Consider the following 26176-nt stretch of genomic DNA (forward strand, 5'->3'; position numbering starts at 1 on the left):
GATCAGGGCATGAAGCTGAAGCTGCGGTTCACGCCCACGTAAACCCGTTCCTCGTCGTCGCGGATGCCGCTGCTGTCCTTGCTGCGGATGACGCTGGCGCCGGCGACCAGGGAAAAATCGTTGGGAAGCGCGCGGTTGTAATCAATCCCAAAGGATACCGTCCGCGCATCCTCGCTGTCGCCCGACTGAACCTCGCTTTCGCGATAGCGGATATTGGCGGCAATGCTGGACACATCGGAAAGCTGGCGGCTGTAATTGGCCGTGACCTCGGTGTTCAGCGCCTCGTCTCCGTCGTCGTCGGTGGCGCCCGCGCGCCGCAAGGATGCCTGGATTTCCGACAGGCGCGTGATCTGCTGACGATAGGCGATCTGGAAGACCGGGTCGTAATTGTCCTGGAAATGCGTCACGCCGATCTGGCCCGACAGGTCATAGCCGCGCAATTGCAGCGTCCGGCCGATGTTGAAATCCGCGCGCCGTCCCTCGGTGCCCGGTTCGGATCCGAAGAACAACGACCAATCCCCCAGGGGCCGCGACCGGGTCAGGTTCAGGCGCAGGGACGGGCCTTCGGCTTCCTCGCGCGCTCCGTCGTCGTCGCGACGGATCTGCGTCCGGGCCAGTTCCACATCCAGGTTGGTCAGCTTGTCCACCTGCAAGGATGCGCCCGCGCCATAGCGGTTGGTCCGGCTGTCGTCGATCTCTCCGTCGGTGCGGCTGGCCTCGGCCAGGATGCGGGCGCGGATCAGGGGCGTCGGTTCCAGGTAGAAGGCGATGTTGCCGCTGAGCGTCTGGTTGTCGTCCAGGTCGGGATCGGCGGTGCCGCTGTAATCGCGTTTCAGCCAGAACAGGCCGAATTCGCCGCCCAGCTTGGCTTCGCGGCCAAAGACATAGGTCAGCCGGGCATCCGTCTGCGCCACGCGGCCCTGGTCCAGGGTGACGAATTCGTTGCTGATGTCGTCGAACAGGATTTCTTCGTCCAAGTCGTTTTCGCGATAACCCAGTTCCGCCTCGATGGCGGAATTGCGGGCGCCGCGCCGGAACAGCAGTCGAGCCTGCGGATCGCCCAGGGCAAAGGTCTTGTCTTCTTCGGGGTCGTTCAGGCGAAAGGGCGCAGAAAGCGAAAATTGCAGCGTCTGGACGCGGGTGCCGGTGCGCAGGATCACGTCCACCGGCGTGATGCCGATCAGGTTGCCGTCCTCGACTGCGATCTGCTGGCCAATGGTCAACCGCGCCTCGGGGGCGGAAGGATCGGTTTCTTGGGCAGCGCCAGCAAACGGGAGCAGGGCCAGAAGACCCGCCAAGCCCGCCGTGCCGCCAAACCTTGCCCTGGTTCGCATCTTCGTCACTCGAACAAACCGCGTTCGGGGACGATGATCACGTCGCCTTCGGCCAGCACGGGATCAAGGTTCATCCCCGCCCCGCGCATGATCGCGGCATAGTTCACGGTGATCACCTGCCCCGGCGTCGCCGCGCGGCGCAACTGGATGCGCTTGGTCGCGGCAAAGGGCGTCATGCCGCCGGCCTGCGATAAGGCTTGCAGAAAGGTGGTGCCGGGCAGCACTGCTTTAGCCCCCGGCGCGCTTGCCTCGCCCATGATATAAATATTGACCACCTCCTCCTCGACAGGGGCGGTGGGCAGGATTGGCTCGATCAAGGGGGTGGCGGTCACGAAGACCGTCGGCGGGGAGGCCAGGACGCCCGCCAGCGACTGGCTGATGGCGCTGCCGACCGCCGTGGGCGACTGGCCCGCGACTCGAATGCTGCCCGCATAGGGAAAGTCGATGGTCCCGCCCGGCAGGACCGTCACGGTGCGGTTCAGCGATGCATCTTCCAGCACCTCGATCGCCAGGCGGTCGCCGGACTGGATGCGGTATTCCTGGGCTTGGGCGCCCTGGGAAAAAGCCAGCGGCAGCGCCAGAAGCGCGGCCAGCATGAAACGCAGCAGGATCGTCATGGGTCAGTCCTTTAAACTGTTCCCCGTCCGGGCCGTGCCTTTCGGCCTCCAGCCCATCCGGGATTACTGGTTATCACAATGCCATGGACATGGGATTAAGAGAGAGAAAAAATCATTCCCTGTCACCCCAGGATCACAGAACCCTTTCTGGCCTTCAACCTGCCAGGAAGGTCAGTTCACCGTCGGGTCCGGTGCCGGGGCCGGTGTCGGACCCCCTGACGGTGCCGGTGTTTCGCCGGCCGTGGTCGGGGCCGGGGCGTTCAGACGGGCCAGAGCTTCGCGCGCGGTGGCGATCGACTGGCCTTCCTGGCCTTCGGGCAGCATCCCAAGCCCTTTTTCCAGCTGGGCCTTCGCGGTATCGTCCTCGCCCAAGGCGGCTTGGACGATGCCCAGGTGCAGCTGCACGATCGGATCGTCGGCAAGCCCCGCCGCCGCCCCTTCCAGATAGGGCAGCGCGGCCTGGCTGTCGCCGTTCAGGTGCTGGATCCAGCCATAGGTGTCCATAAAGGCGGGCACGTCGGTATCCTTCAGGCGCCGTGCCACGGCGGATGCGCGCGCCACCGCTGCCGGGTCGTCAGATTTCCAGGTCGCCAGCAGGCTGGCCAGGTTGTTGGCCACGATGACCGAGGATGAATCGCGCGCATAAAGCTGGTCATAGATGGCGATGGCGCCGTCGATGTCGCCCTTGCGCTCGACCAGGCCAGCCTTGGTCCATAGCAGATCCGGGTTGTCGGGAATGGCCGCCAGGCCTTGTTCGGTCAAGGCCAAGGCCTCGTCCAGGTCGCCCTGCTGCGTGGCAAGGCGGATCAGGGCCAGATGGGGCGGCAGGTCGTCGGGCTGTTCCCCGATCAGCGTGGCAAAGATCTCGCGCGCGGCGGGCAGGTCACCATTCGCTGCCTGCGTCATGGCCAAGGCGATCCGGGCGGGACGGCTTTCGGGTTCCGCCGCGACCATGTCTTGTGCCAGTTTCAACGCAGATGGAATCTGGCCTGCGGCAAGCTGGGCACGGATCAGGCTCAGCTTTGCGCCGATGTCGGCATCGGCGGCATTGGCCTGTTGTTCCAGATAGCCAAGTGCGGCAACTTGGCCCTCCTGGCTGGCAAGCCGGTTCAGATCCAGCCCGTCTGCGGCGGCGACGGCAGCAGGCGTGCCGATCTCGCGCAGGCGGGTGATCACGCCCTCGGCGCGCGGCAGGTCGGGCATGGCCAAGTAGGTCTGGCCAAGCGCCGACAGCAGATCCAGGTTGTCGGGAGACTGGCGAAGGGCGGGCAGGATCGCATCCTCGGCCGGGCGCCAGCGGTCCTCGGACATCAGACGGGCGGCCAGGCGCAGGGTCTCGACCGGCGCGTTGTTAGATGCCGCCGCCGCCTGCGACAGGTAATCGCGCGCCAGATCCGGCTCGCCCGCGCGGTCATAGGCATCGGCCATCAAGCTCATCGCTTCGACGTCCTGGGGGGTCTGGTCCAGGACCGAACGCAGCGCCAGGACCGCATCGTCAACCTTGTCTTCCCGAATGTTCCACGCGGCTTGCAGCTTCAGGGCGCCGGGATGGCTGGCGTTCTGGGCCAGAACCTCGGACACCTGCTGGTGGGCGCCGGCCTCGTCGCCGGTTTCCACGAGCATCCGGGCAAGCTGGATCTGCACGTTCCGGCTGGTGTCGTTTGGTTCCGTCACGCTGCCCAGGACGGCGCGGATCTCGGCAATGGCCTCGTCGCGCTTGCCGTCGCGGAAATCGAAGCCCGCGCGCAGGGTGCGGAACAGCAGGGGATCGGCGCCCTCGGCCAGCATACGGTCGAGTTCGGTCCGCGCGGCGTCGGTGCCGCGCTGCATTTCAAGAAAGCCGATCAGATCGGCACGCGGCCCGGGCTGGTCGGCGGGTGCCGCATCAGCCAGTTCGCGCAGGAAATCCTCGGCTTTGTCGGGCTGGTTTTCGGACATGAAGAACCGGACCAGATCACCCTTGGCCTGGCTGTCGTTGGGAAATTTGGCAATGGTGTCGCGCAGATGCGCTTCGATGGCGGGGCTGTCCCCGCGTTCGATCAAAAGCGCCAGCCGCTGCGTGTACCGCTGCCGGTTGTCGGGCTGCAATTCCAGCAGGCGCGTGGTCAACCGGTCGGCTTCGTCCAGATCGCGGGCCTTGGCGGCCAGATCCAGCAGCATTCCCAGCAGCAGGGGATCGTCGGGACGCGTGACGGCCATGCGGGCCGCTTCCTCGCCCAAGGTCTTCCGGGCCCCGTCATCCTGTTCCAGGCTGGCGTCGCGAAAGCGGCGGGCCAGATCCAGGGCCTGCACATCCCCGTCCTGAGGCGCAATCTCGGCCGCGCGGGTGGTGTGGCGGAGGAATTCGTCAACTTGCTGGGCATCAAAGGCCATCCGCGCCAAGGCGATCCGGGTGGATAGGTCGTCGGGATATTGTTCAGCCAGGCGCAGATACTGGCTATAGGCCTGGGCTGTGTCGCCCTTGGCGCGCAGGGTTTCGGCCAGGGTCTTGCGGGCCTCGTAATGGGTGCCCTCGATGTCGAAAACATTGCGGAACTGCACAATGGCGCGGTCTGTGTCGCCTTGTTCCAGCAATTGCAGGCCGGACTGGTAATACTCATCAGCCTTTTCGGCGGATGTCTTGCAGCCTGCAAGCGACAGGCCAAGCCCCAGGATCAGGGTGGTGGACAAAAGGAAACGGATACCCCGGCGGGCGGGAAAGGGGCTGGAAGAAACGTCGGCAATCATAATCTGTGCGGTCTCGCGGCTTGGGCGCGGCGGGCGACGTTCTGACGGCCGCTGCGGGGAACACGCGACCTTAGTATCCGGTGCCGCGCAGAACGACCATCACTGTGCGCACCAAAATCCTCAGGTCAAGCCAAGCGGAGAGATCGCGGTGATATTCTTCGTCATAGCGTACCCGCGCCACGAATTCCGACTGGTTGCGCGCCGAGATCTGCCACAAGCCGGTGATCCCCGGCCGCAGGCGGTAATAGGACCGTCCGTAATAAAGGTGGCGCTGGTTCACCATCATCGGCCGCGGGCCGACCAGTGACATAGTGCCGTTCAGCACGTTCAGGAGCTGCGGCAGTTCGTCCATCGAGGTCTTGCGCAGGATCCGACCGATCCGGGTGACGCGGGGATCCCGCTTCAGCTTCTGGGTGCTGTCCCATTGGTGACGGGCCTCGGGATCCTCGTCCAGATGCGCCTGCAGACGGTGTTCGGCATCCACCACCATGGAGCGCAGCTTCCAGATGCGGAACACCCGGCCGTTCCGGCCAATGCGCTTTTGCACGAAGAAGGGATTGCTCCCGTCGCAAGCCACCAAAAGCGCCATCAGCAGGATCAGGGGCAAGGCCACGGGAGAAGCCAGCAGGATCAGCAGGGTTTCGAAAACCCGCTTGACACCGCGGCGGTAAAGGCCCCGGTCTCCGCTATTATCGGGAAGGCCCACATCCGGCAGGACAAGGTCGGGCTTGAAGTCGGTCATGGGCGTATTGATCGTCAAAATTCCCTCCATCGAGGAAAAAACCATGAAACAAACGCCCCCAGGGCTGATCGGCGTGAATTCCAAAACCGGCATGGCCTGATACAACAAAGGCCCGACCGCGAAAGCGCCATTCCCGGGGAACAGACCAAGGCTAGCATGGCCCGGCGGGGATCTGAACGACTAGATTAAAAATTAGTTAAATTTTGATCGAAATTTCACAATCGCCGGGCCTCAGGGCATTTCCGCGCTATCTTGCATGGCAAGCATAGACGGATGATGCAACCTCAGGTAGAAATTAGGATCTTGCGGCCTTCCGGCTGTTGCGACTCAGCATCTTTTCATCCTCTCTTTTGGACAGGTTGCGGGGCGTTGCGGGGCGTCGGACTGGCACATCCTTTCCGGGGCGGGTATATCGTCCTTCATGTTTTCGGAGTGCGCGCCGTTTGAGCCAGTTTTATCTTGATCATTACGGCTTTGCGGTCCGCCCGTTCTCGATCCTGCCGGATCCCGACATGCTGTTCTGGTCGGACCGGCATCGAAAGGCCTTTGCCGTCCTAGAATACGGGATGATGACCCGCGCGCCCCTGACCGTCGTCACGGGCGAAGTGGGTGCGGGCAAGACCACGCTGATCCAGGCTTTGCTGCGCCGCGCCGACGGCAGTCAGCGCATCGGGTTGATTTCCAACGCGCGCGGCGACCGGGGCGACCTGCTTCGCTGGATCCTCAACGCCTTCGACATCGCCGTTCCGCCGGGGGCCGATTACGTCGACATGTTTCAAGGATTCCAAGATTTCGTGCTGGCCGAATATGCGGCGGGCCGGCTGGTTGTGCTGATCTTCGACGAGGCGCAGAATCTGGGCGCCGACACGCTGGAAGAACTGCGGATGCTGACCAACATCAATTCGGGCACGGACGAATTGCTGCAGCTGATCCTGCTGGGCCAGCCGGAACTGCGCGACATCATCACTCGGCCCGAACTGCGCCAGTTCGCCCAACGGGTCAGCGCGACCTTTCACCTGGGCAGCTTCGACACGGAAACCTCGCTGGCCTATATGCGTCACCGGCTGCAAAAGGCGGGCGGCACGGGGCTGGAAATCGACAATGCCGCAATGGCGCGCATCCATGCCGAAGCACGCGGCGTGCCGCGGATGATCAACAAGATTGCCGACTTGGCCCTGGTTTACGGCGCGGCGGCCGACCGTCATGTGCTAGGAGCCGATATTGTCGACGAACTGATCCGCGACGGGCTGATCCTGACCGCCGCCCCCGAACCCACCCTGCCCGAACCAGCCTTACCCGGCCCCACCCTGCCTGACCGCCCTGCAAGGCTGGTCCTGGCCCATGAACAAGAGGTCAAGCGGGACGCAACATGATCGACCTGCGATTTTACTGGTCTCTTCTGATGCGGCGCCTGCCGGTGATGCTGGCGCTGATCATCATCTGTTCGGCCTTTGGCGCGGTCTGGGCGATCCGCGCGCCATCCACCTATTCCACTTCAGCCAGGCTGCTGGTCGAAAACCCCCGTATCCTGGACAGCCGCGACACCACCACAGACTCCGGCGAGGAAATGCTGCAGGTGATCGAACAACAGCTGCTGACCCGCGCCAACCTGATCGACGTGGCCAACAAGCTGAACGTCTTTGGCGAGGGCAGCACCCTGACGGTGGACGAAAAGCTGGACCTGATGCGCGCCAATACCAGCATCCGCCGGTCCGGCGGGCGGGACGCGGCGGCGACGATGCTGGTCAGCTTCACATCCCAGAACCCGCGCATCGCAGCAGCGGTGGTTAACGAATACACCACCCTGATCCTGGGCACCAACACCCGCAACCGTGTGGGCTTGGCCGAAAACCGGCTGGCCTTCTTCCAGCAGGAGGTCGAGCGGCTGAGCCAGGATCTGGACGGCCAGAATGCCCGTATCCTGGCATTCAAGCGCGAAAACGCCGCCTCCCTGCCGGAAAACCTGCAATACCGCCAGGACCGCCAGTCGCTGCTGCAGGAACGCGTGGCCCGGATGGAAAGCGACCTGGCCATGCTGAAGGCGCAACGGGCTGAGATGGTGCGGCTGTTCGAACAAACCGGCAATGTGCCAGCCAATGCCGCCCCCCAAACCCCCGAACAACAGCAGCTTGCAGCCCTGCGCGCCGAATTGAACAGCGTTCTGGGCGTCTATGCCGAAGACAGCCCCCGCGTGCGCGCCCTGCGCAGCCGCATCGCCAGTGCCGAACGCGCGGCCGAGGCGCAGGCCGTCCCGGCAGATGACGGCAATACCGGCAATTCGCTGTTGGACGTGAACCTATCCCAGCTCGACAGCCGCGTGACCATGCTGGAAAACGAACGCACGCAAGCCAATCAGGAACTGGAAAACCTGGCGGATTCGATCAGTGCGACAGCTGCCAATGCCATTGCGCTTGGCGCCCTGGAGCGCGACCAGCTGAACATCCAGGCCCGCTACAACGCTGCCGTGGCCAGCTTTGAACAGGCCCGGCAGGTGGAACGGATCGAAACCTCGGCCCAAGGGCAGCGCATCACCGTGATCGAGGCCGCAAGCGTGCCCGGCAAGCCGTCGGGTCCGAACCGCCAGAAGATCGCCCTGGCCGGGATCGGCCTGGGCCTGGGTCTGGCGGGCGGGTTCTTTGTGCTGATGGAGCTTTTGAACAACACCATCCGCCGCCCCGCCGAATTGCGGTCGCGCTTCCAGATCACCCCCCTGGCCGTCATCCCTTATATCGAAGGCCGGGCCGAACGGCGCCGGCGCCAGGCCGTTCGGCTGTCCGCGATCCTGGCGGTAATGATTGTCATTCCCCTGGGGCTGTGGGCGATCCATACCCAATACATGCCGCTGGATATCCTGGCGCAGAAGATCGTCACCCAGCTGGGCCTGGGCTGAGACGCGAAGGACAAGACCGGTTCATGGAAAAGCTGCAAGCCGCCATCGAGATCGCCCGCAAGAAGCGCGAAACCGAACGCGGCGTCCCCATCCCCTCGCCCGCGGCCCCTTCTTCCGCAGTTCCCGCGCAGAACGATCCCGCGGCGCAACCGGTCGCCGCTGCCCTTGGGGCCGACAGGGAGGCCTTGTGGCAGGCTTTGCCGGAAACCGGATTGGACCAGGCCACCTTGGTCCGGTCGCGCATCCTGGCGCAAAGCGCGTCCCTGGAATCGACGCCTTTTGACGTGCTGCGCACCAAGATCTTGTACCAAATGCGCCAGAACGGCTGGCGGCGGCTGGCCATCACCTCGCCCCTGCCAAAATGTGGCAAGACAACGGCGGCGGTGAACCTGGCCCTGGCGCTTGGCCGCCAGCCGGAACTGCGGTCGATGTTGTTCGATTTCGACCTGCGCGCGCCTTCGGTCGCCGAAAAGCTGGGCTTGCCGCAGCCCCCCTCGATCGCGCCGCTGCTGCGCGGTGACCGGGGGTTTGAGGGTCACGGCCAGCGGATCGGTCCGAACCTGGCCCTGGCCCTGTCCGGGGTTCCGGAAACAGATCCGACGCGGTTGCTGATGTCAGACGCCACCCGCGACACCCTGGCCCGGATCCAGGAGGATTACGCGCCCGACATCATGATCTTCGACCTGCCCTCGATCCTGATCGGCGACGATGCCCGCGCCTTCCTGCAACACGTGGACTGCGCCCTGATCCTGGTCCGCGCCGACCAGACCCGATATGGCGATTTCGACAGCTGCGAACGCGAGGTCGGCGAATACACCAACGTGCTGGGCGTGGCCCTGAACGCATACCGCCACAGCGAGGGAAAGGTGGATGCCGTCGAAGGGCCTGACCGGGCCTGACCGGCAAGGCGCGCAACACCTGCGCGCGCGCCCTTACCATTCGCCAAGGAAACCGGCTAACCGGAACAATTCATGAAGCCGTCGTTTCACAGCGGGTAGGCACGGCTTCGTCCATTCTGGTTTGAATCGCACAACGGACTTTGACGCCCGGTTTTTTGTCCCTGGCGCTGATGTGAGTACAACCTTGCTGTCCTTGACCTCTTGGATCGCCTTATGGGTCATGGCAAGAACTGCAAAGCGACGGACTAAGATGCCAGCAGGCTATTTCAGAGAGCGGTCTGAGGACGCCACGCAGATGCGTCAAGAAACCACCGTCATGTCGAAGGAAGACGATGCCAGAGTTGATTTTTCCCGGTCCCGAAGGCCGGCTCGAGGGCCGCTATCACCCGCAACCGGGCAAGCCCGACGCCCCCCTTGCCATCGTCCTGCACCCGCACCCGCAATATGGCGGGACGATGAACAACCGTGTCGTCTATAACCTCCATTACGCATTCCACAAGCTGGGCTTCACCGTGATGCGCTTCAACTTTCGCGGGGTGGGGCGCAGCCAGGGCGAGTTCGACCAGGGGATCGGCGAATTGTCGGATGCGGCATCGGCCCTGGATTACCTGCAGGCGATGAATCCCAACAGCAAGCATTGCTGGGTCGCGGGCTTCAGCTTCGGTGCCTGGATCGGGATGCAGTTGCTGATGCGCCGCCCGGAAATCACCGGCTTCATCAGCGTGGCGCCCCCCGCCAACATGTATGATTTCAGCTTCCTTGCGCCTTGCCCGTCGTCCGGGCTGATCGTGAACGGCACCGCCGACCGCGTGGCCCCGCCCAAGGACACACATACGCTGGTCAGCAAGCTGCGCGAGCAGAAGGGGATCACCATCACCCACGAGGAAATCGAGGGCGCAGACCACTTCTTCCGCGACGATGAAATCCACATGAAGCCGATGATCGACCTGGTGCAGGGCTATGTCCGCCGCCGCCTGACCGACACCGCACGCTGAACGGTGCCGGAGGGTAAGGAAGCTATCAGCACTCGGCTGCCTTGGATGATCGGACCACTCAGTGTAACCGCTGCCATTCCTGTCAGCGGGCTAACCACCTATCACGCCCCTACCCGGCCTCGATCCGCACTCGAAGGATGCGTCTGTCCGCCCGGCCGGCGGCAACGCGCAGCCGGTCGATCAGATGCATGCGCAAATAAGTAGCATGAAAGCGGCTGGGCGCGATCAGGGTCAGGCAATCCCCGTCGATGCCGCCATCGGCAAGCCCCGCGAACCAAGCCTCGAACAGCGCCGGATCCTCGGCTGCCAGTCGCGCGCGGGCGGCCTTCCACAGCCCTTCGGCGGGGAGGACCTCGAGACGGCGGAAGGGAACCACAGTGGTGACAGGCGCGGGCGGAGCTTCCCCGCCGCTCATCCTCATGACGTAATCGGGGCCGATATTGGGCCAGGCAGGCCGGGTATCCAGCAAGATGCGGTTCAGATCCAGGCCCAGCACGGATACCCTGCCCCGCGCGCCCTGCCGCTTGACGATGATCCAGCCGTTGGCACGCAGCCGCGCCATGTCGCGCTTGACGGTGCGCTCATCGACGCACCACAACCGCGCGATTTCCCGCTGCCCGACGGCCAGCTCGTTGCCTTGCCAGTTGTAGCGGGTGGTGATCAATGCCATCAGTCGCAGCACAAGGCGCTGATCCGCCCCCTCGCCCGCCAGGGCATAGGCCATCATCGCCGACAGGATGTCGTATTTCTTTGCCGCAGCCTCTCGGCCAACGGCGCGGATATTCCCCATTCCCGCGTCCCGCCCTACTCAAAGCTGCCCCTTGCCGTAGCGGTTCCACTGGAAGGAACCCGTTTCAAGACGCTTTTCGCCACCGCTTCTGTATTTGCGTTCCGGTTGACGATTCTGTCAAGCGATTCTGGCCATGGGCGGGATACCATTCGCTTTCAGGCAAAAAAAATGGGTATCACTGGTATAGAGGGACATCCAAGGCGTCCCCCATTGGCGCAAGAATGTCCCCTAATCTGCTCGGAAGATTTCGTTTGCGTCCCCTAATGACAGAGCCTTTCCCAAGAGCTTGCATCAAAACCTTTAACCCCGATTCGTTCAACGCACATGGACTTCGGCCAATCTTCGCAGCAACCAAACTTGGCTTTTGCTATAAACGCAAATTCGGCGTAAAAGCGAAAAAAGCTGCAAACAGCGTCCTTGCAACAGGCCCAAGATGTACACCCACCAAGACCTTGCCCGTCTGCAATCCCAGTCCTTGAAGATGCAAGGATGGATCCGGCGGCAGACCTTTAGTCCAGACAATGAAAAAACCTTGCGTCGGTTTTCCTCGTGGGAGGTGTCGGAACTGATCTTCCGCATGAACCAGTCCACCTTCCGGGGCAAGCTTGCCGCCGATCCGAACCTTCCCCTTGGGGAAGTCGAGGAAGACGGCCGCCAGCGGTGGTTTTCCCTTGAGGAGATAAACGAACTTCGCCGACGTGTCCGCGTAGGAAAGAAATCCTTGATGCCGCCGCGCCCTGCAAACCGACGTGCCTTCCGCGCAGCGGTCGCGAATTTCAAGGGTGGCGCGGGCAAGTCCACCGTGGCCCTGCATTTCGCCCATGCTGCGGCACTGGACGGATATCGTGTGCTTCTGGTCGATTTCGATCCCCAGGCTACATTGTCCCACTCCATGGGCCTCAATGACGTGGGCGAGGATCACACTGTCTGGGGCATCATGGCCCGAGACTTGGAGCGGGAAACCGACCGCATGAACAGCGCCGCTGCGGGCGCGGAAAGTGGCACCATCCTGCCCCAGCGAAAGCTGCCATCTTCCATCCGGTCCATGGGGTTGGGATCGCTGCGCCCGGGCGACTTCATCAAGCCGACTGCCTGGCCCACCATCGACATTGTGCCCAGTTGCGCCAACGCGGCCTTTGTTGAATTTGCAAGTGCCCAGTACCGGCACCTGAACCCGGAATGGACCTTCTTCAGTGCCGTATCGCGCTTTCTGGACGCGCTTTCCGACGACGCCTACGACTTGATCCTGTTCGACTGCCCGCCGGCTATCGGTTATCAATCGATGAACGCTGTGTTTGCAGCCGATATGCTCTATATTCCTTCCGGGCCTGGCTATTGGGAATACGATTCGACCACCAGCTTCATCGGCCAACTTTCCGAGGCGCTGGAGGATTTGTCCCATGGCTTTGAAAACTTCCCCACGGGGAAGATCGCCTTGCCCAAGGCCTTTGTCGATATCCGCTTCCTGATGACCCGCTATGAACCCGCCAATGAACTGCACCAGGCCATGCTGGGGGCATTCCGTCAGGTTTTCGGTGACCGCATGGCCCAGCACCCGATCGAACTAACCCGGGCGGTTGAACAGTCTGGGCGTTTTCTCAGCTCGGTGTACGAAATCGACTATCGCGAAATGACTCGAGGCACCTGGCGGCGCGCCCGCGCCACCTTCGATCAGGCATATGAGGAATTCCGGTCCCATGTTCTGACCGCCTGGGACAAGCTGGAGGACAAGGGATGAGCCGAAAACGCCGCATGTTCGAGATCGAGGTTCCTGCCGACGAACCCGAAGCCTTCCCCGCAGGGAGGGATGATGCCAAGGTGCAGCGCCGCGGACCCATGGCCACGGCTATTTCGGAAACCGCTGAATCGACTCGTGATCGCGCCCGCCTGGAAGCTGACATTCGCGCCGAAAATGATGCCCTTGCTCAGGAACACGTACGGCTGAAACGGGCGGGCCTGATTGTCGATCTGATCCCGCTCGGCCTCATCGACACTCACAAGCTGATCCGCGACCGGGCACCTGCGGCTGATTTCGAACTGGCCGAACTGGTGCAATCCATTCGCGACATCGGATTGTCGAACCCAATCCGGGTCGAACCGGGCAGGGACGGCAGATACGAACTGATCCAGGGCTGGCGCCGCCTGACAGCCTTTCGCAAGCTGCTGGAGGAAACCGGCGACGCGGAAACCTGGGGCGTGATTCCTGCCGGAATAGCTGCGCGAGGCGATGCGCTTGAACAGCTATACCGCCGCATGGTTGATGAAAACATGATCCGCAAGGACATTTCGTTTGCGGAAATGGCGCAGCTTGCCCTGCATTACGCAATGGATCCCCATACTGCGGAACATGACCCGGACAGAGCCGTGGCCGTGCTGTTCAAATCGGCAGGCTATCAGAAGCGCAGCTATATCCGAAATTTTATCCCCGTGGTCCAATCCTTGGGCGGGGTGCTGCTTTATCCCCAGGAGATGCCGCGAGCCTTGGGCCTTGCCTTGTCTCAACGCCTGGCCGAGATGCCGGGCCTTCCAGCAGCCATCGCGGCCGAGTTCAAGGATTGGGACACCCGTTCCATCAAGGACGAGTTGGATGTCTTGCGCCGCTTTGCGGGGCAGGGCGGCGATCCCTCAGATGAGACACCTGATCCTGTGAAGGCTGCAGTCCCGGTGCTGCCCGCGGGCCGGGCTAAGACCACCTTCCAGATTTCTCGTCCGCAAGGTCAGGCGAAATGCGTCGCCGCCAATGGTCGGTTGGAAATCCGCCTGCCGCGCGATTTCTCAACCGTCGACCGCCGCAAGCTGGAGGCTGCCGTGGCGGCACTACTGGACCAGATCGGCTGAGGCATGACGATCCGTTCGTCAGCTGGGTAATATTACAAAAGGTATCACAAAAGGCGTCGTCTGTGCGCATCGTTACCAGCGGCCAAGTCACGATGCCGCAGGTCGACCAGGGTGAAGCTTTAACCAGGAACCGAAGTTGTTTTCATCATAGGCGCCGCAGCGTGGTGGGGCGATGGTGGCGGGGCAGGATGGGACGGCAGGTCAGCCACCCCTCTGCCGTCATTGCGAGACAACGTGCCCAACCTTTATGTGGGGCTTACGGCGCGGTTCGCGGCTATCGTCCGCCTACCAACAACCGTGCGGACCAACCCAAAGCATAATTCCGCTAAGTTAAATTACCCCGCCCATTCCTCGTTTCTCTGCCTGTTGCAGCAGCATCCGGACGGTCGAGGGGTACCATTTGGCATTCCCGCGCGGGGTGCGTTCGTGCATCTGCTCCAGGCGCTTGGCGATGCCTGCCAGGGTCAGGTCGGGATCGGCGTGGCGCATTCCCGCGACGATCGCCATCAGGCGGTCGCCCGGATCGCGGCGCGGCGCGCGCTCCAGGACCGTGGCCGGCAGCAAGCCATCGCGGACATAGCGTTTGGCGGCGCGCTTCAACCGCTCGACCGACCAGTCCTGGCCGGTGCGGGCCTTGACCAGGCGCGCCAGGTCGTCCCAGGCCATGGCCGGGCGGTGGCGGCGCAGCAAGGGCAGCCACTGTTCGGCGCCCGCCTCCAGCTTGCGGAAATAGCTTTCGTCGCGGGCCGCGCGCAGCTTGCGGATCGCGTCGCGGTCGCCCGCCCGCAGGCCCGGGTTGCCGCCCACCCGGCCTTGGGCGCGGGCCGATCGCAGGCCCGCCTTTGTGCGCTCGCGGATCAGCGCGCGTTCCAGTTCCGCCACCGCCCCCATCACCTGCAGCGAAAACGTCCCCTGTGGCGTGGTCGTGTCCACGGGATCGCCCAGGGACCGGAAATGCGCGCCCCGCGCCTTCAGCCGCTCGATCACCTCCAGCAGGTGCGACAACGAGCGCGCCAGCCGGTCCAGGCGCACCACCACCAGCGTGTCGCCGGGCCGGATCGCGGCCAGCAGGCGCGCCAGGGCCGGGCGGGCGCGGTCGGCGCCCGAGGCGTGTTCCTCGTGAATGGCGGCACAGCCCGCCTCGCGCAACTCGTCGCGCTGCGGGTCAAGGGTTTGTTCGCCCGTCGAGACGCGGGCATAGCCGATGAGTGCCATGGAAAAGGGTCCGTCCTGGGGCCAGAAGGAGCAGCATACACTGTCGTCACGCGGGAGGAAACGGCCGTTTGAATGCCTTTACGAAACAGGTCTCCTCCAAGTCGGGGTAGGCGAGGATGCAGCTTTTGCTCGCGCTGCGGATGTCTGTAGACCTCCGACCTCTGACTCCTCTCGCACGTTGCTGTTCCAGGTTGGGAACTCCTTCCCACCCAGCAGTACTGTCCCAGATGTTGCCGCAGTAAACCGCATTACAGCCCGTGTCGGCGGGTGTGAAGATAATTTCATCTGCATCCTGGGTCGTCAGGAGGACAGCAGGTCGGTAACTGGGGCAGATTGCGGGGCAGCTGGTCTACAGACGATAGGCTGGTTCTAGCCCCTGCTATCTGAAACAGTTGCCGAGCAATGTGTCTGAGGCACACTGCCCTGGAATTTGCCCCACTTACGCAGGTCGGGGTAACAGGGGCAGATTTCCGGGCAACTCGGTTCAGGCAGGCCGAACGGCGACGAGCTCCGGAAGAAACGGGATACAGCCAGTAAGCCCTTTGACACCGAGCCGATCACCCAGATAGGCAAAGAAGGAGATGCCAAGCTTTCGGCAAGTCTTCATCAACCCGAGCATGACATCGCGGGCCTGGCGGCCATCTGCGCTCATCGTGCCGCCCGAGCTCCGGCGCTTGGTCACGCAAGCGCGCAGGTCGTTTTCGGAAGCATTGGTGTGGAGCGGGATCTCGGGCCGCTCCAGCACCTTCAGCAGTTTGTGCTTTCGCCTGTGTGAGCGAGCGAGCACCTGACTCAGCTCCTTGTGAACCAAGTGCGTTGCCCGAAGATGTCCCCGAAGCGTTGAGCGAGGACGGCCTGTCAATCTCGGATGGCTTTTGCTTCGAGTGTACGGGCCCCGGCGTCGAACGGACCGGGCCAGATACACAAAGTTCAGGACACTCCCTGAATATCATTCGAGACCTGGACGCTGCCGGGTTTTGTAAAGCCCACTACCGAGTCTTCATGTCGTGTCATCGGAAGCCTCCGGCTCAACGGTGCCTCGCCGCGCGAGGTAGCGCGCACCCGCCATGCAAGCAGAAGCCCAGGCCACGCCAACAAGCCATCCGGCGAGAACATCCGTAGGCCAATGCACACCCAAGTAGACCCGGCTCAACCCAACGAGAATGGTTGCGACTACGGCGAGCGTCAGCACATACACCTTGAGCCGTCTCTGCGGCAGAGCTCGTGCGACCAGAACCCCCAACGAGAGATAGGCGACCGCGGCCATCATCGAGTGTCCCGAAGGAAAACTTGCGGTGTGGACCAGCGAACCATGGGAAACGAGATCGGGTCGCGGGCGGTCGAAGAACTCCTTAGCCGCACCTGAAAGCACAAGACCGCCACCTACGGATGCAAGCAGATAGACCGTCGACGCGTAATTCCGCTGGAGAAGAAAAAAGCCGGCCACCGCGACCATTGTCAGGGTCAGAACAGCGACGCCACCCATCGCAGTCAAATCGCGCATCAACTCCTCGGCCCAAGCGGGACCTATCGGATCGTCAAGATCGCCTTTGGTCCTGAGCAGGAGCAGCAGGTCTTCATCGAGTTTGCGCGTGCTCCCCCCGATCACCTCGTCCGCCAGCTCGGCAAATGCCCAGAAGCCCGCCACGGCGAGCGCGATGATGAAGAGCGTGCTGAATTCGACGTTGCGCCGCACCCAACGGATGGAGGCTTCAAAGCGGACATGCATCGAAGCACAACAAGCGCTCGTCTTGGGAGTTCCGACCACTTCCTCAGGGCTCTTTCGCAAACCGTGGGACAGGATATGTACGGTGCGCGTCGTTGGTGGAATTCAGGCGGCCAGTTGACCGCAAATGAACCCTGCCGGCTGAGGTTACCCGGCATCATCGACTCGCCCTCAACCGACTAGTAGGGTGCATCCCGGTGCTCCCATGGCTCGCCGCCAGAGAACTGTCTGAGGCTTCGTCACAATGTTGAGATCAGAGCGGCTCACCTGAAGTTGCTCATCTCCAACCTGCGTGGCACCTGAGCTTTCATAACGAAATCGATGGTACTTTGAGGCAATATGTTGCCGCGAGAGGCTTAGCAAAGAGTTGCATTAGAGCCCAATATTGGCCCTCGAGCACGGCAGGAAACCGCATGTGCTATAGATTGGCGTTTTGTTGCCCTGCATCAAGCAAAGCCCCAGCGGCTGCACAGTCGCACACCATTTTTGATCTCCAGGCAGCATCGAGTGGGGCAGGGGTGCCGCCGCACTCTGCCGCTTACGGCAGGGCGACCAATCGACCCCTTCAACAATGCCCGGCGAGAGTTGCGGTCGAATGAAGATGCCGTTAGCCGACTAAGGGACGCGATGCTGTCTCCTTGTCAGCTTAATCAAAGACAGCGCGGGAACAACACTGTTTCATCAAGGTGAAGATGCGTCAGAAGATCGTTCGCGAACTCCTGCGTTCCAAAGAGCAGCGCTGCCCACATGCGGTCTGCAGGGTCCGATGGTTCCGATCCGGGCCCCTAGCAAGGCTTCTGATGCGGATGGCCACAGGCCAGTCGCTCCCACCACCACGCCGACGGTGCGCCAGATCACCAGGGCATCCGTGCGCAAGCTGATCGATCGATCGTAGTCATCGTCGTACATGGCCCGGGATGCGAATGTAGACTGGTTGCGTTCCGAGACCTGCCACAAGCCGGTGAGGCCCGACCGCAGTCCATAGTAGCTGGACCCTGGATACAGGGCCTGCTGTTCAGGAAGCATCGGACGGGGACCGACCAGGCTCATGTGACCGATCAGGACGTTCCACAGCTGGGGAAAAAGTGCTTAGGCTGCCCGGTGCTGATCGAGATGGTACCGGTCCAAAGTCCAATTTGCAGCAAATCGAGCGACAGATCCCGTGGTGGCCGAGAAATAGGTTAAGTTCTTTTTGGAACCGATCGCTTCCATAATTGAACGCACCCTCAGAAACGTTGGAACACGATGTTCAATCAGCAACAGCTTGTGGAGAAATATAGTATGCTCCGGATTTCACTGCCCCGCCGTGTCGCCTTGATCGGCATCCTTACAGGGATCGCCGGCCTTGGCCTTCCCGGGCTTCGCGCTCAGGCCGAACAGCCTATCTTTCGGGATTTTCCCTATATCATTTTTTGTGAATATAAGCAGATCACGAGCGCTTACTATTTTTCGCAGCTCCAACCAGATGGACGCGCCATCTACATGACTCAGGAGCAGCAGGTGGGCGTCATCACGCTTAACGGTGTCGCTGAGCGCATTGATGGCGAGCGGCCGGGCTCGTGCCAGGGCAAGACACTTGATGAGCTTCGCGCGGAAGGGCAGGCGTTCGATCTGCCGGCTTGATCGCAACAGGGTTCAGGTAATGGTCTGAGAGTTGCCGGTGACGTAGAGCATCTGCCTGGTCGTCGGCTCCCACTATGTCATGGCCAGGACAAGGATGGTGCAGCGACATCATGGATGCCTTTCCATTGCCGGGCACGGGTCTTGCGCTCGGCCTTGGCTAGATGTTCATCGAATTTGCAGCTGCCCCTGGTCGCTAGCGGTATGCAGCCCAAGCAAGATTGCCTGGACAGTATTACCGAGTTGCTCCTGCGCAGCGGTCTGGAGGCGCTTGGTCGGACCATTCCCGGTTCACTCCGCTCAGTGCCTGCGCCATCGCGGCGATCAGGTCGGGATGGAAGGAGCTAAAAGCCAGATCTTCCTGCAGGCGCCCGAAGACTCCCGTCGCAAGCTGCTCGGCCCGCGCCAGACGCCGGTGCGCCTCGTCGTCCCGGCCCAGTGCCGCCAGCGCGGCCGCGGCAGCAAGGTGGACATGGCCGACCCCTGGGGCATCAACGGCGCGAAGCTCGCCCAGTGCCTGCTCGTGCCGTCCATGGGCAAAATGGTAAAGGAAAAGGCCCATCCGGTACTGCCCGGTCAACAGCGGGCTTCTGGCATAGGCCTCCTCCAGCAGCGGAACACCGCTCTCCCAGTCCATGCGCGCGGCCAGGCGAAAGCCCATCTCGGCCATCAGTTCGGGATCGTTGGGGTTCAATGCGCGCGCGGTTTTCAGGGTCTGCAAGCATTCATCCCGCTGCCCCAGGAACCATTCGGCCAGGGCGCGTGCGTGATAGGCATGGCTGGAGCTGGGGGCGAGCCGGATGGCTTTGCGCGCCAGATCAAGCGCGCGCTCCAGCGGCGCGGCACAGCTGTCCCCAACATCGTAGCCAAAGCGCGCGGCGTTCGTGTAAAGCATGGACAGGCAGGCATGAGCTGCGGAAAAACCGGGCTCGGCCGCGATCGCCGCCTCCAGATCGCGTCGGATTGGGTCGAAGCGGGCCGCATCGAGCGTGCGCCAGTAGTCCTGGAAATCCAGCAGTTTCTGATATCCTGCGAAATGACGCGGATCGCTTCCGGACAGGAGCCGCGCCTGGCCATCCACGATGCCGTCCCGCAGCGCGACGATCCGGGCCACATGGCCCGCGATCTCGGCGCACAGGCTGACGATATGCGAGGGGTCTCGGCCGCCCTCGACCTCGCGCTCAAAGCTTTGCGCCCAGATGAAGCGCCCGTCGTCTTCGCGCCGCATCAGGATTTCGGCGATCAAACTCTGCTTCGTGATCGTCACCGCTCCGGACAGCCGATAGTCAATCTCCAGCCCCATGGCACCTGCCGGGCAGGCAGCGGCCCGGCAAGCGTGCTCAGACGTGTCGAGGCCATAGACGAAAAGTTCGGTGAAGCGGGTCAGGGCGGCGATCACTTGCCGGGCCAGCGTGCCTGCGATCAGAGGGTAGGCATCGGTATCCCCGTTCAGGTCGAAGGGTTCGACCCAGATCCGGGGCGCGCCCTGCTGCAGCGCTCTTGTCCTAGAGGCAGGCGGATCGGCGGCGGTGGACGGGCAGACTGCAGGTGGCAGGGAAGCAGCTTGGCATTGGAAGCTGGGCACATAGCTTCCCTTCGGGATCGAGATCCGGAGGCCCGCGTCGTCATGCTTCAGAAAATAAATGTCAAGCGCGCGCCGAAGCCGCCCGGCCTCGATCCGCACAATGGTATCCTTCATCGTGTCGAAATCCTCACCGCGTTCAAAGACAAGCGTGGCAATGCTGTAGGCCTTAATGCGATCGTCACGACCGGCCAGCGTTTCCTCGACCACATAGCGCAGGAACCGCTTGTTGCGTTCGGATGCCTGGAAGTCGGGAGAGGCAAGAAGGCGATCGAGTGCCACCTGGACCTGGTGCTGTGGCACGCCATCAAAGGACATGGACCCTGTACTCTGAGACATGGGTTCTTCTTATCCCTCTTCAGGCGCCGATTGCTGGCGCAATTGTCCAGTGACGATTTTGCCGCGCGTGAAACACAGCTTGATGACATAAACATATGTTAACCACGGCTCCTTCTCATAGAACAAACGCAAAAGGTGACAGTCGTGGTTAGAAGGATCGTATTGCGCAAAATGTCGCCGCGCCGCCCGCCTCGGGTTCCAACGCCCGCTGGCTTTCTAGGCGACCGAAGGCGTTCTCGCTGCGGTGGCCAAGGGCAGCTAGGTCCGCAGAGCAACACCCAGGCTCTGATGATGTGACCGCCCCCCGACGGCATCTGATGTGCCAGGGTGGGTCTGCGAGGATCCACAAAAAGGGGAGCGGTCGCATCATCAGAGCCGATGTATTATAACATCGCTAGTTCCACCACGATCCCCACCCCAACGGTCCACAGGGCCAGTGAGGACAGGCAGTATAGCCCATTCCAACGGAGCCCGATGACAGAAGGCGTGCGTCCAATTAGGGCGCCGGCATAAACCACCGTGGTAATTAGGGGGGTAAAGCCCATGACGCAGCCCCAGGTGCCAGCCAAGCTTAGCGCGGCGGCGGCATCGCTAAGGCCGGGGATGTCAAGCTGCGTTACCAAGCTGCCCATCACCGATGCTGTAATGATAGGGTTGATCCCCACTGCCGCCAGCCCGAACATGGACAGGTTCAGCAGAGTGATCATCTGCCAGGGCGCTCCGATCATCAAGGCGACTGCGGCCTGGACTTGGTCAATCGGCAGTAGTTCCAGCACTAGGACGGACAGCAGGCCGGCCGAGGCGAAGACGCCGATCTCGGCCGCAGCCAGCGGAAAGCGGCGGATCGTCCCGGTGGCGGCGTGTCGCGCCTGAGTCATTGCCCCTGTTCCGCCACGGTGGCCCAGCCATGCCGCCCAAGCCAGGCTATAGGCTGGCACTGCGATTAGAAGTGCCTGCTGGAACTGCAATCCGGTACCGGCGTGCATCACGAAAACAAGCCCTGCCAACAATCCTACATGGGTGACCAGGATCGCCACGCCGCTCCAGTCGGCAGTTCGCGGGCTCGGACCCGGTTTCAGACCGGCTGGAATGCGAGGCGCGCCTATCCAGTCCAGGAACCAGCCCCAGCCCAGGAACAGTACGGCCGCGGCCAGTCCCGCCGGTGCCACGTCGCCGTATCGCAGGTCGGGCATTGCCAGAAGCAGCGCATTAAGACCCAATCCGATGGGCGACCACAAAGGCGCTAAGGAAAATCCGCGCAGCACCGCCGTTGTCATGCGGCGCAGACGCCATTCGCGCAGGTGGGCGGGCAGGTGGCCACTTGTTTCCTCCAGCGACCGGCGCGTCATCTCCAGCAGGATGGCGATGCCGCCCAGGTTGATCAGGACCCCAAAGACATGGCCGCCGAAGTTCATTGCCAGATAGCGCCGCCCCGGCGGACGCGTAGTCAGATAACGACCGGCGCGAAGAATCTCGGGCGCATCGCTGGCAACCACGCGCAACGCCCCCAACAGGGCCAGCAGCGTCGCTAGGAACGCCATACGTTCCAAGCCCCGGGACAGCGTGTGCAGGTCGATCCCGCGCAGCAGCGCTAAAGCAAGAAGCACGGCGCAAAGACTGACGGTGATCCAGGTGGCAACAGTGAACCGCCGCCATGACAAGGCCAGAAAGACCGCCAGGGCAATGCCGGCCGCAATCCCGATGATGTGGGAGCTGACAAAAATGCCCGCCAGTGACGCCGCGATTACGATGATGATGCAGGTTTGCGAGATCACGGTTCTCAGTCGGCCGCCGGTCAAGCGATGCACCCCCACCCGTGGGGCAGCGCCGCCGTACCCGCGGTCCTTGCGTGGGGATCAGCACGCCGCAAGTTCATAAAAGGCAGGCAGGGCATCATGGCGTTCTTCCTGTTTCACAAGCGCCTGCATGGTGGAGAAATCCCGTATCCGACACAATAGTGTTCCATTATTCGGAACAGTGTGTCAATGAATGGAACAGGAGAGGAGAATCAACATGCGTTGTCTGACAGCAGGTTTGACGATTGGATTTGCTTTGGGGGCTGCCATGCCCGCTGGGGCGATCACCCTGATCTATGGCGAGGCCGGACCCAACCGCGGCGTCCGTGCCGAAGCGACCCAGTGGTTCGTGGATCAGGTCGCGGAGCAGACCAACGGCGAGCTGACCATCGACGTGAATTGGGGCGGAGCGCTGTTCTCGGAAAAGGCGGCGGTCCAGTCCCTGCGTGACGGCGTGGCCGACATGGGCTCGGTCATTGGCGTCTATTTTCCGCAGGATATGATCGCCTATGGTTTGGCCGATCTTCCGATCCCGAACCCCGATCCTTGGGTGGGGATGAAGGCCACCGACAAGCTGATGCGCGAGAACGAGCAGATCCGCGAAAACCTGGCGCAGCAGAACCTTGTCTATATCGGCACCTATACCACCTCGGCCGTGCAGGTCGGTTGCAAGGGCAAGACCATCGAGACGCTGGACGACGTCAAGGGCGTCAAGATCCGTGGCGTCGGCGCCTATGGCAAGGTGTTCCATGACCTGGGCGCGACCCCTGTCGACATGTCCGTCTACGAGGCCTACCAGGGGCTTGATACCGGCCTGATCGATTGCACGCAGACCTATCCCTATCTGGTTGAGGCGCTGAAGTTCGACGAGGTGTTCACCAGCTATACCGAAATCGATTTCGGCCAGATCGGCGCCCTTGGCATCATGATGAACAAGGACAGCTTCGACATGCTGCCCCCCGAACAGCAGCAGGCTCTGCTGACGGCGGGCGAAGGGCTGGCGGACGAATTCGGCCGTATCCTGTCCGACGCCAACCAGCGGTCGGTCCAGATTCTGAAGGACAAGCAGATCCCGGTTCTGAAGCTCTCGGACGAGGATCGCGCGCGGCTTGTCGACATGGGCACGAAATATATCGACGAATGGATCGTGCGTGCTGACGCGGCCGGCCTGGATGGCCGCGCGCTGGTCGACGAATACACCGTGCTAATTGCCGAATATACCAAGCAGCGCGACGAACAGGGCTATCCCTGGGCGGCACCGGCCAACTGACCGGTTGTCCTGACCAATCGGGGACGCGGCCTGGCCGGCATGCCTGTCGCGCCTGTGTCCCCGGCATCCTGCCTGATTTGAACTTTCCCCAAATCCGGACAGCCTTGTCACGTACCCCAACCAGGGAGGTGCGGCCATGAAGGCCATTGAACGCATCATGCTTGAATTCGCCGTCGTCTCGGCCTTGGCCTTGGCGCTGGTCATCACGGCGAACGTGATCGGCCGACAGTTCTTCGGCTGGGGGGTGCCCGACATCGTGATCATCGTGCGCGAGCTGATGATACCGACCATTGTCTTTCCGCTTGCTGCCGCGACGGCCAACCGCGCCCATATCGCCGTTACCTTCATAAGTGACCGCATGTCGCCCGGCGCCCGCGGCCGACTGATCATCCTGGGATGGTTTGTGGCGCTGCTGGCAATGCTGCCGCTGATCTATGCCAGCTGGCGCAACCTGTCCGGATCTTGGACTTCCGGGGAGTTCTACGACGGGCTTCTGGGCATCCCCCGTTGGCCCATGAAGCTGGTGTTCCTGTTGGGCCTCGTCGTGATGGTGATCCGTCTTGTGCTGGTCGCGCTGACCGACATCGCCGAATTGCGCAGGACGGGGACCGTCACCGAAGCCAGCCACACCACAGAGGAGTCTGTCTGAGATGGATGCTTCCACCATCGGACTTGTCGCCTTCGGCCTGGTCATCGTCATGCTGGCCCTGCGCGTGCCGATCGCCTTCGTGCTGGCGGGCGTGGCCACCGTTGGCACCTTCCTGATCTATGCCTTCCGTAGCGGTTCCTTTGTGCCGGAACGCGCGATCAATCCGACCTCGTCGATGGTCGTGAACAGCTTCTTCGAGCTGATCCATTCTTATGACCTGTCGATGATCCCGCTGTTCGTGGCCCTGGGCAACATCGCCTATTACACCGGCATCACGACGCGCATCTATGACGCTGCAAATGTCTGGCTGCGCAGCGTGCCGGGCGGCGTCAGCGTCGCGTCGCTGATGGGCTGCGCCGGCTTTTCGGCGATCTCTGGCTCCTCGATCGCCTGCGCCTCGACCATGGGCCGCATTTGCGTCCCCGAGATGCTGCGCCTGGGCTACGACCCCAAGCTCGCCACGGCCTCGGTCGCGGCGGGGGGCACGCTGGGATCGCTGATCCCGCCGTCGGTGCTGTTCATCCTGTACGGCATCTTCACGGAAACTTCGATCAGCAAGCTGTTTCTTGCGGGCATCCTGCCTGGGCTGCTGACACTGGCGGGCTATGTCCTGGTGGTGATCTGGTGGACCACGCGCGACCCAAGCGCCGCCCCCGTCGATCCGAACCCGCTGCCCAAGGGCGCGCGCCTGAAGGCCGCGATTTCGGCCTGGCCCGCCGCGATGCTGTTCGCTGTGATCATTGGCGGCATCTATGGCGGCCTGTTCACCGCGACCGAGGCTGCGGCGATCAGCGTCGTCCTGACCATCCTGATCGGCTTTTTCGAGCGCACCCTGACGCTGCGGTCGATGTGGACCGCGATCCGCGAAAGCCTTGTGCAGACCTCGGCTATCTTCCTGATCGCAGCCTGCGCCAAGATCTTCGTGTCCTTCGTCGCTCTGACCGGGGCCGCCGGGATGGTGTCGCAATGGGTGGCCGATGCCGGGCTGTCGCCGCTGATGCTGATGGCCGCGATCTGCGTGCTGTATCTGTTCCTGGGGATGTTCCTGGACCCGGTCGGCATCATTGTGCTGACGCTGCCCTTCGTCATCCCGATGGTGGACAACCTAGGCATGGACCTGATCTGGTTCGGCGTCATCGTCGTCAAGCTGCTGGAGATCGGGCTGATCACCCCGCCTGTGGGCCTGAATGTCTTCGTCATCGGCAACGTGACCGACCGCAGCATCAAGGTCGACACGATTTTCGCGGGCGTGTCGCGTTTCCTGGCGATGGACATCGTTGTGCTGGCCATCCTGGTGCTGGTCCCGGCAATATCGACGATGATCCCCAACGGCTTGTGAGGCCCGATGACCGACCTGCATGATCCCCGCTTTGCGACGACCCTGGCCCGGGGCCTGTCTGTGCTGCGCGCCTTTCGCGTGGGCGACGACGGCCTGAGCAATGCCGAGATCGCGCAGAGGACCGGCCTGCCCAAATCCACGGTGTCGCGGCTGACCTTCACGCTGGGGCATCTGGGCTATCTGGTCCAGTCGCCCCGCGACGACCGGTTCCGGCCGGGTCCGACGCTGGTGGCGGTCGGTCATGTCGCGGCGACGTCGCTTTCGTTCCTGATCCCGGCGCATGACCTGATGCAGCGCCTGGCCGAGGAAACCGGCACCCTTGTGGTGCTGGCGGTGCGCGACGGCGACAAGCTGGTCCTGATCCGCACTTGGCGGCCGCGTTACATTGCGTCGATCTGGCTTGAGGTCGGCCAGCGGATTTCCCTGCAGCCATTCTCGTCAGCGCGGGCCTTCATCGCCGCGGCCACCACCGAGGAGATCGACCGGATCGCGGTCGAGCAGATGGCCGACCGGCAGGTGCTAGACGATCTTCTGGCGACGCGGTCCCAGTCCTGTGCCGAGATGGCCCGGAACGGCTTTGTCTTCACGCCCGCGGGCAGCGGCATCCCGGCCGCCTACAACGCCGTGTCGGTGCCCTTCCGCACCAGCAACCTAGCCGAACCGGTGGTCTTCACCTGCGGCGCCCTGCCGCCTGACGCCACCGCCGAGCGCATGCAGTCCGAAATCGGTCCCAGGCTGGCCGAGGCTGTGCGCAGCCTGGAGCGGATGACCGGACAGGCCCCCCACCTTACCCGAAGCGAGACATGAC

At 62.7% G+C, this 26176-nt stretch carries 22 protein-coding genes; 11 read left to right on the forward strand and 11 right to left on the reverse strand.

Annotated elements, in window-relative coordinates; translation table 11 throughout:
* Nucleotides 1–2: 2 nt before the first annotated feature.
* The 4 genes from Q5701_RS17360 to Q5701_RS17375 form a co-directional block, all read right to left on the reverse strand.
* Nucleotides 3–1334, reverse strand: a complete 1332-nt coding sequence (locus Q5701_RS17360) for a TonB-dependent receptor (RefSeq protein ID WP_306752238.1) — start codon at nt 1332–1334, stop codon at nt 3–5.
* 5 nt (nt 1335–1339) lie between these two features.
* Nucleotides 1340–1951 (reverse strand): polysaccharide biosynthesis/export family protein, encoded by a 612-nt coding sequence (locus Q5701_RS17365; RefSeq protein ID WP_306752239.1) that lies wholly within the window; start codon nt 1949–1951, stop codon nt 1340–1342.
* Between the two features lie 171 nt (nt 1952–2122).
* Nucleotides 2123–4678 carry a tetratricopeptide repeat protein gene (locus tag Q5701_RS17370; protein WP_306752240.1) on the reverse strand — a complete coding sequence of 852 codons (2556 nt, stop codon included), beginning with the start codon at nt 4676–4678 and terminating at the stop codon, nt 2123–2125.
* A gap of 70 nt (nt 4679–4748) precedes the next feature.
* The gene (locus Q5701_RS17375; protein ID WP_306752241.1) at nt 4749–5420 is read right to left on the reverse strand and encodes a sugar transferase; all 672 of its coding nucleotides are present in this window, start codon (nt 5418–5420) and stop codon (nt 4749–4751) included.
* Between the two features lie 443 nt (nt 5421–5863).
* On the opposite strand from Q5701_RS17375, the gene Q5701_RS17380 reads away from it, so the two are divergent.
* The 4 genes from Q5701_RS17380 to Q5701_RS17395 all read left to right on the forward strand — a co-directional run bounded on the left by Q5701_RS17380 (nt 5864) and on the right by Q5701_RS17395 (nt 10204).
* Nucleotides 5864–6793, forward strand: coding sequence for an ExeA family protein (locus tag Q5701_RS17380; protein ID WP_306752242.1), 930 nt, complete (start codon nt 5864–5866; stop codon nt 6791–6793).
* Entirely contained in the window at nt 6790–8310 is a 1521-nt protein-coding gene (locus tag Q5701_RS17385) for a GumC family protein (protein WP_306752243.1), read from the forward strand. The genes Q5701_RS17380 and Q5701_RS17385 overlap by 4 nt, the downstream gene beginning before the upstream one ends.
* Before the next feature lie 23 nt (nt 8311–8333).
* A complete protein-coding gene (locus Q5701_RS17390) occupies nt 8334–9209 on the forward strand; it encodes a CpsD/CapB family tyrosine-protein kinase (protein ID WP_306752244.1) in 876 nt (291 codons plus the stop codon).
* Between the two features lie 332 nt (nt 9210–9541).
* Nucleotides 9542–10204 (forward strand): alpha/beta hydrolase, encoded by a 663-nt coding sequence (locus Q5701_RS17395; RefSeq protein ID WP_306752245.1) that lies wholly within the window; start codon nt 9542–9544, stop codon nt 10202–10204.
* A gap of 109 nt (nt 10205–10313) precedes the next feature.
* Here the strand turns inward: Q5701_RS17395 and Q5701_RS17400 are convergent, their stop codons facing one another.
* Nucleotides 10314–10994 (reverse strand): DnaA N-terminal domain-containing protein, encoded by a 681-nt coding sequence (locus tag Q5701_RS17400; protein ID WP_306752246.1) that lies wholly within the window; start codon nt 10992–10994, stop codon nt 10314–10316.
* A gap of 433 nt (nt 10995–11427) precedes the next feature.
* Between Q5701_RS17400 and Q5701_RS17405 the strand changes: the two genes are divergently transcribed.
* Both Q5701_RS17405 and Q5701_RS17410 read left to right on the forward strand, forming a co-directional pair.
* Nucleotides 11428–12732, forward strand: coding sequence for an AAA family ATPase (locus Q5701_RS17405; protein ID WP_306752247.1), 1305 nt, complete (start codon nt 11428–11430; stop codon nt 12730–12732).
* Nucleotides 12729–13832, forward strand: a complete 1104-nt coding sequence (locus Q5701_RS17410) for a ParB/RepB/Spo0J family partition protein (RefSeq protein WP_306752248.1) — start codon at nt 12729–12731, stop codon at nt 13830–13832. Before Q5701_RS17405 ends, Q5701_RS17410 begins: the two co-directional genes overlap by 4 nt.
* A gap of 330 nt (nt 13833–14162) precedes the next feature.
* On the opposite strand, the gene Q5701_RS17415 is transcribed toward Q5701_RS17410, so the two are convergent.
* From Q5701_RS17415 to Q5701_RS17430, 4 genes are all read right to left on the reverse strand, one after another.
* Nucleotides 14163–15047 (reverse strand): recombinase family protein, encoded by an 885-nt coding sequence (locus Q5701_RS17415; RefSeq protein ID WP_306752249.1) that lies wholly within the window; start codon nt 15045–15047, stop codon nt 14163–14165.
* 484 nt (nt 15048–15531) lie between these two features.
* Complete coding sequence (locus tag Q5701_RS17420) at nt 15532–15972, reverse strand: IS66 family transposase (RefSeq protein WP_306752250.1); 441 nt, start codon at nt 15970–15972, stop codon at nt 15532–15534.
* 75 nt (nt 15973–16047) lie between these two features.
* A complete protein-coding gene (locus Q5701_RS17425) occupies nt 16048–16776 on the reverse strand; it encodes a phosphatase PAP2 family protein (RefSeq protein ID WP_306752251.1) in 729 nt (242 codons plus the stop codon).
* A gap of 678 nt (nt 16777–17454) precedes the next feature.
* The gene (locus tag Q5701_RS17430; protein WP_306755435.1) at nt 17455–17847 is read right to left on the reverse strand and encodes a sugar transferase; all 393 of its coding nucleotides are present in this window, start codon (nt 17845–17847) and stop codon (nt 17455–17457) included.
* Nucleotides 17848–18018: 171 nt separating this feature from the next.
* On the opposite strand from Q5701_RS17430, the gene Q5701_RS17435 reads away from it, so the two are divergent.
* A complete protein-coding gene (locus Q5701_RS17435) occupies nt 18019–18396 on the forward strand; it encodes a hypothetical protein (protein WP_306752252.1) in 378 nt (125 codons plus the stop codon).
* A gap of 232 nt (nt 18397–18628) precedes the next feature.
* On the opposite strand, the gene Q5701_RS17440 is transcribed toward Q5701_RS17435, so the two are convergent.
* Together Q5701_RS17440 and Q5701_RS17445 are read right to left on the reverse strand one after the other, a co-directional pair.
* The gene (locus Q5701_RS17440; RefSeq protein WP_306752253.1) at nt 18629–20293 is read right to left on the reverse strand and encodes a hypothetical protein; all 1665 of its coding nucleotides are present in this window, start codon (nt 20291–20293) and stop codon (nt 18629–18631) included.
* A 404-nt stretch (nt 20294–20697) separates the two neighbouring features.
* The gene (locus Q5701_RS17445) at nt 20698–22089 is read right to left on the reverse strand and encodes a hypothetical protein (RefSeq protein ID WP_306752254.1); all 1392 of its coding nucleotides are present in this window, start codon (nt 22087–22089) and stop codon (nt 20698–20700) included.
* A gap of 289 nt (nt 22090–22378) precedes the next feature.
* Here Q5701_RS17445 and Q5701_RS17450 point away from each other — a divergent pair, with 289 nt between their 5' ends.
* The 4 genes from Q5701_RS17450 to Q5701_RS17465 all read left to right on the forward strand — a co-directional run bounded on the left by Q5701_RS17450 (nt 22379) and on the right by Q5701_RS17465 (nt 26175).
* The gene (locus Q5701_RS17450) at nt 22379–23380 is read left to right on the forward strand and encodes a C4-dicarboxylate TRAP transporter substrate-binding protein (RefSeq protein WP_306752255.1); all 1002 of its coding nucleotides are present in this window, start codon (nt 22379–22381) and stop codon (nt 23378–23380) included.
* Nucleotides 23381–23516: 136 nt separating this feature from the next.
* Complete coding sequence (locus Q5701_RS17455) at nt 23517–24029, forward strand: TRAP transporter small permease (protein ID WP_306752256.1); 513 nt, start codon at nt 23517–23519, stop codon at nt 24027–24029.
* A gap of 1 nt (nt 24030) precedes the next feature.
* Entirely contained in the window at nt 24031–25368 is a 1338-nt protein-coding gene (locus Q5701_RS17460; protein ID WP_306752257.1) for a TRAP transporter large permease, read from the forward strand.
* 6 nt (nt 25369–25374) lie between these two features.
* The gene (locus tag Q5701_RS17465; RefSeq protein ID WP_167623854.1) at nt 25375–26175 is read left to right on the forward strand and encodes an IclR family transcriptional regulator; all 801 of its coding nucleotides are present in this window, start codon (nt 25375–25377) and stop codon (nt 26173–26175) included.
* Nucleotide 26176: the final 1 nt, after the last annotated feature.

The sequence above is a fragment of the Paracoccus actinidiae genome (assembly GCF_030863885.1).
Lineage (GTDB): Bacteria > Pseudomonadota > Alphaproteobacteria > Rhodobacterales > Rhodobacteraceae > Paracoccus > Paracoccus everestensis.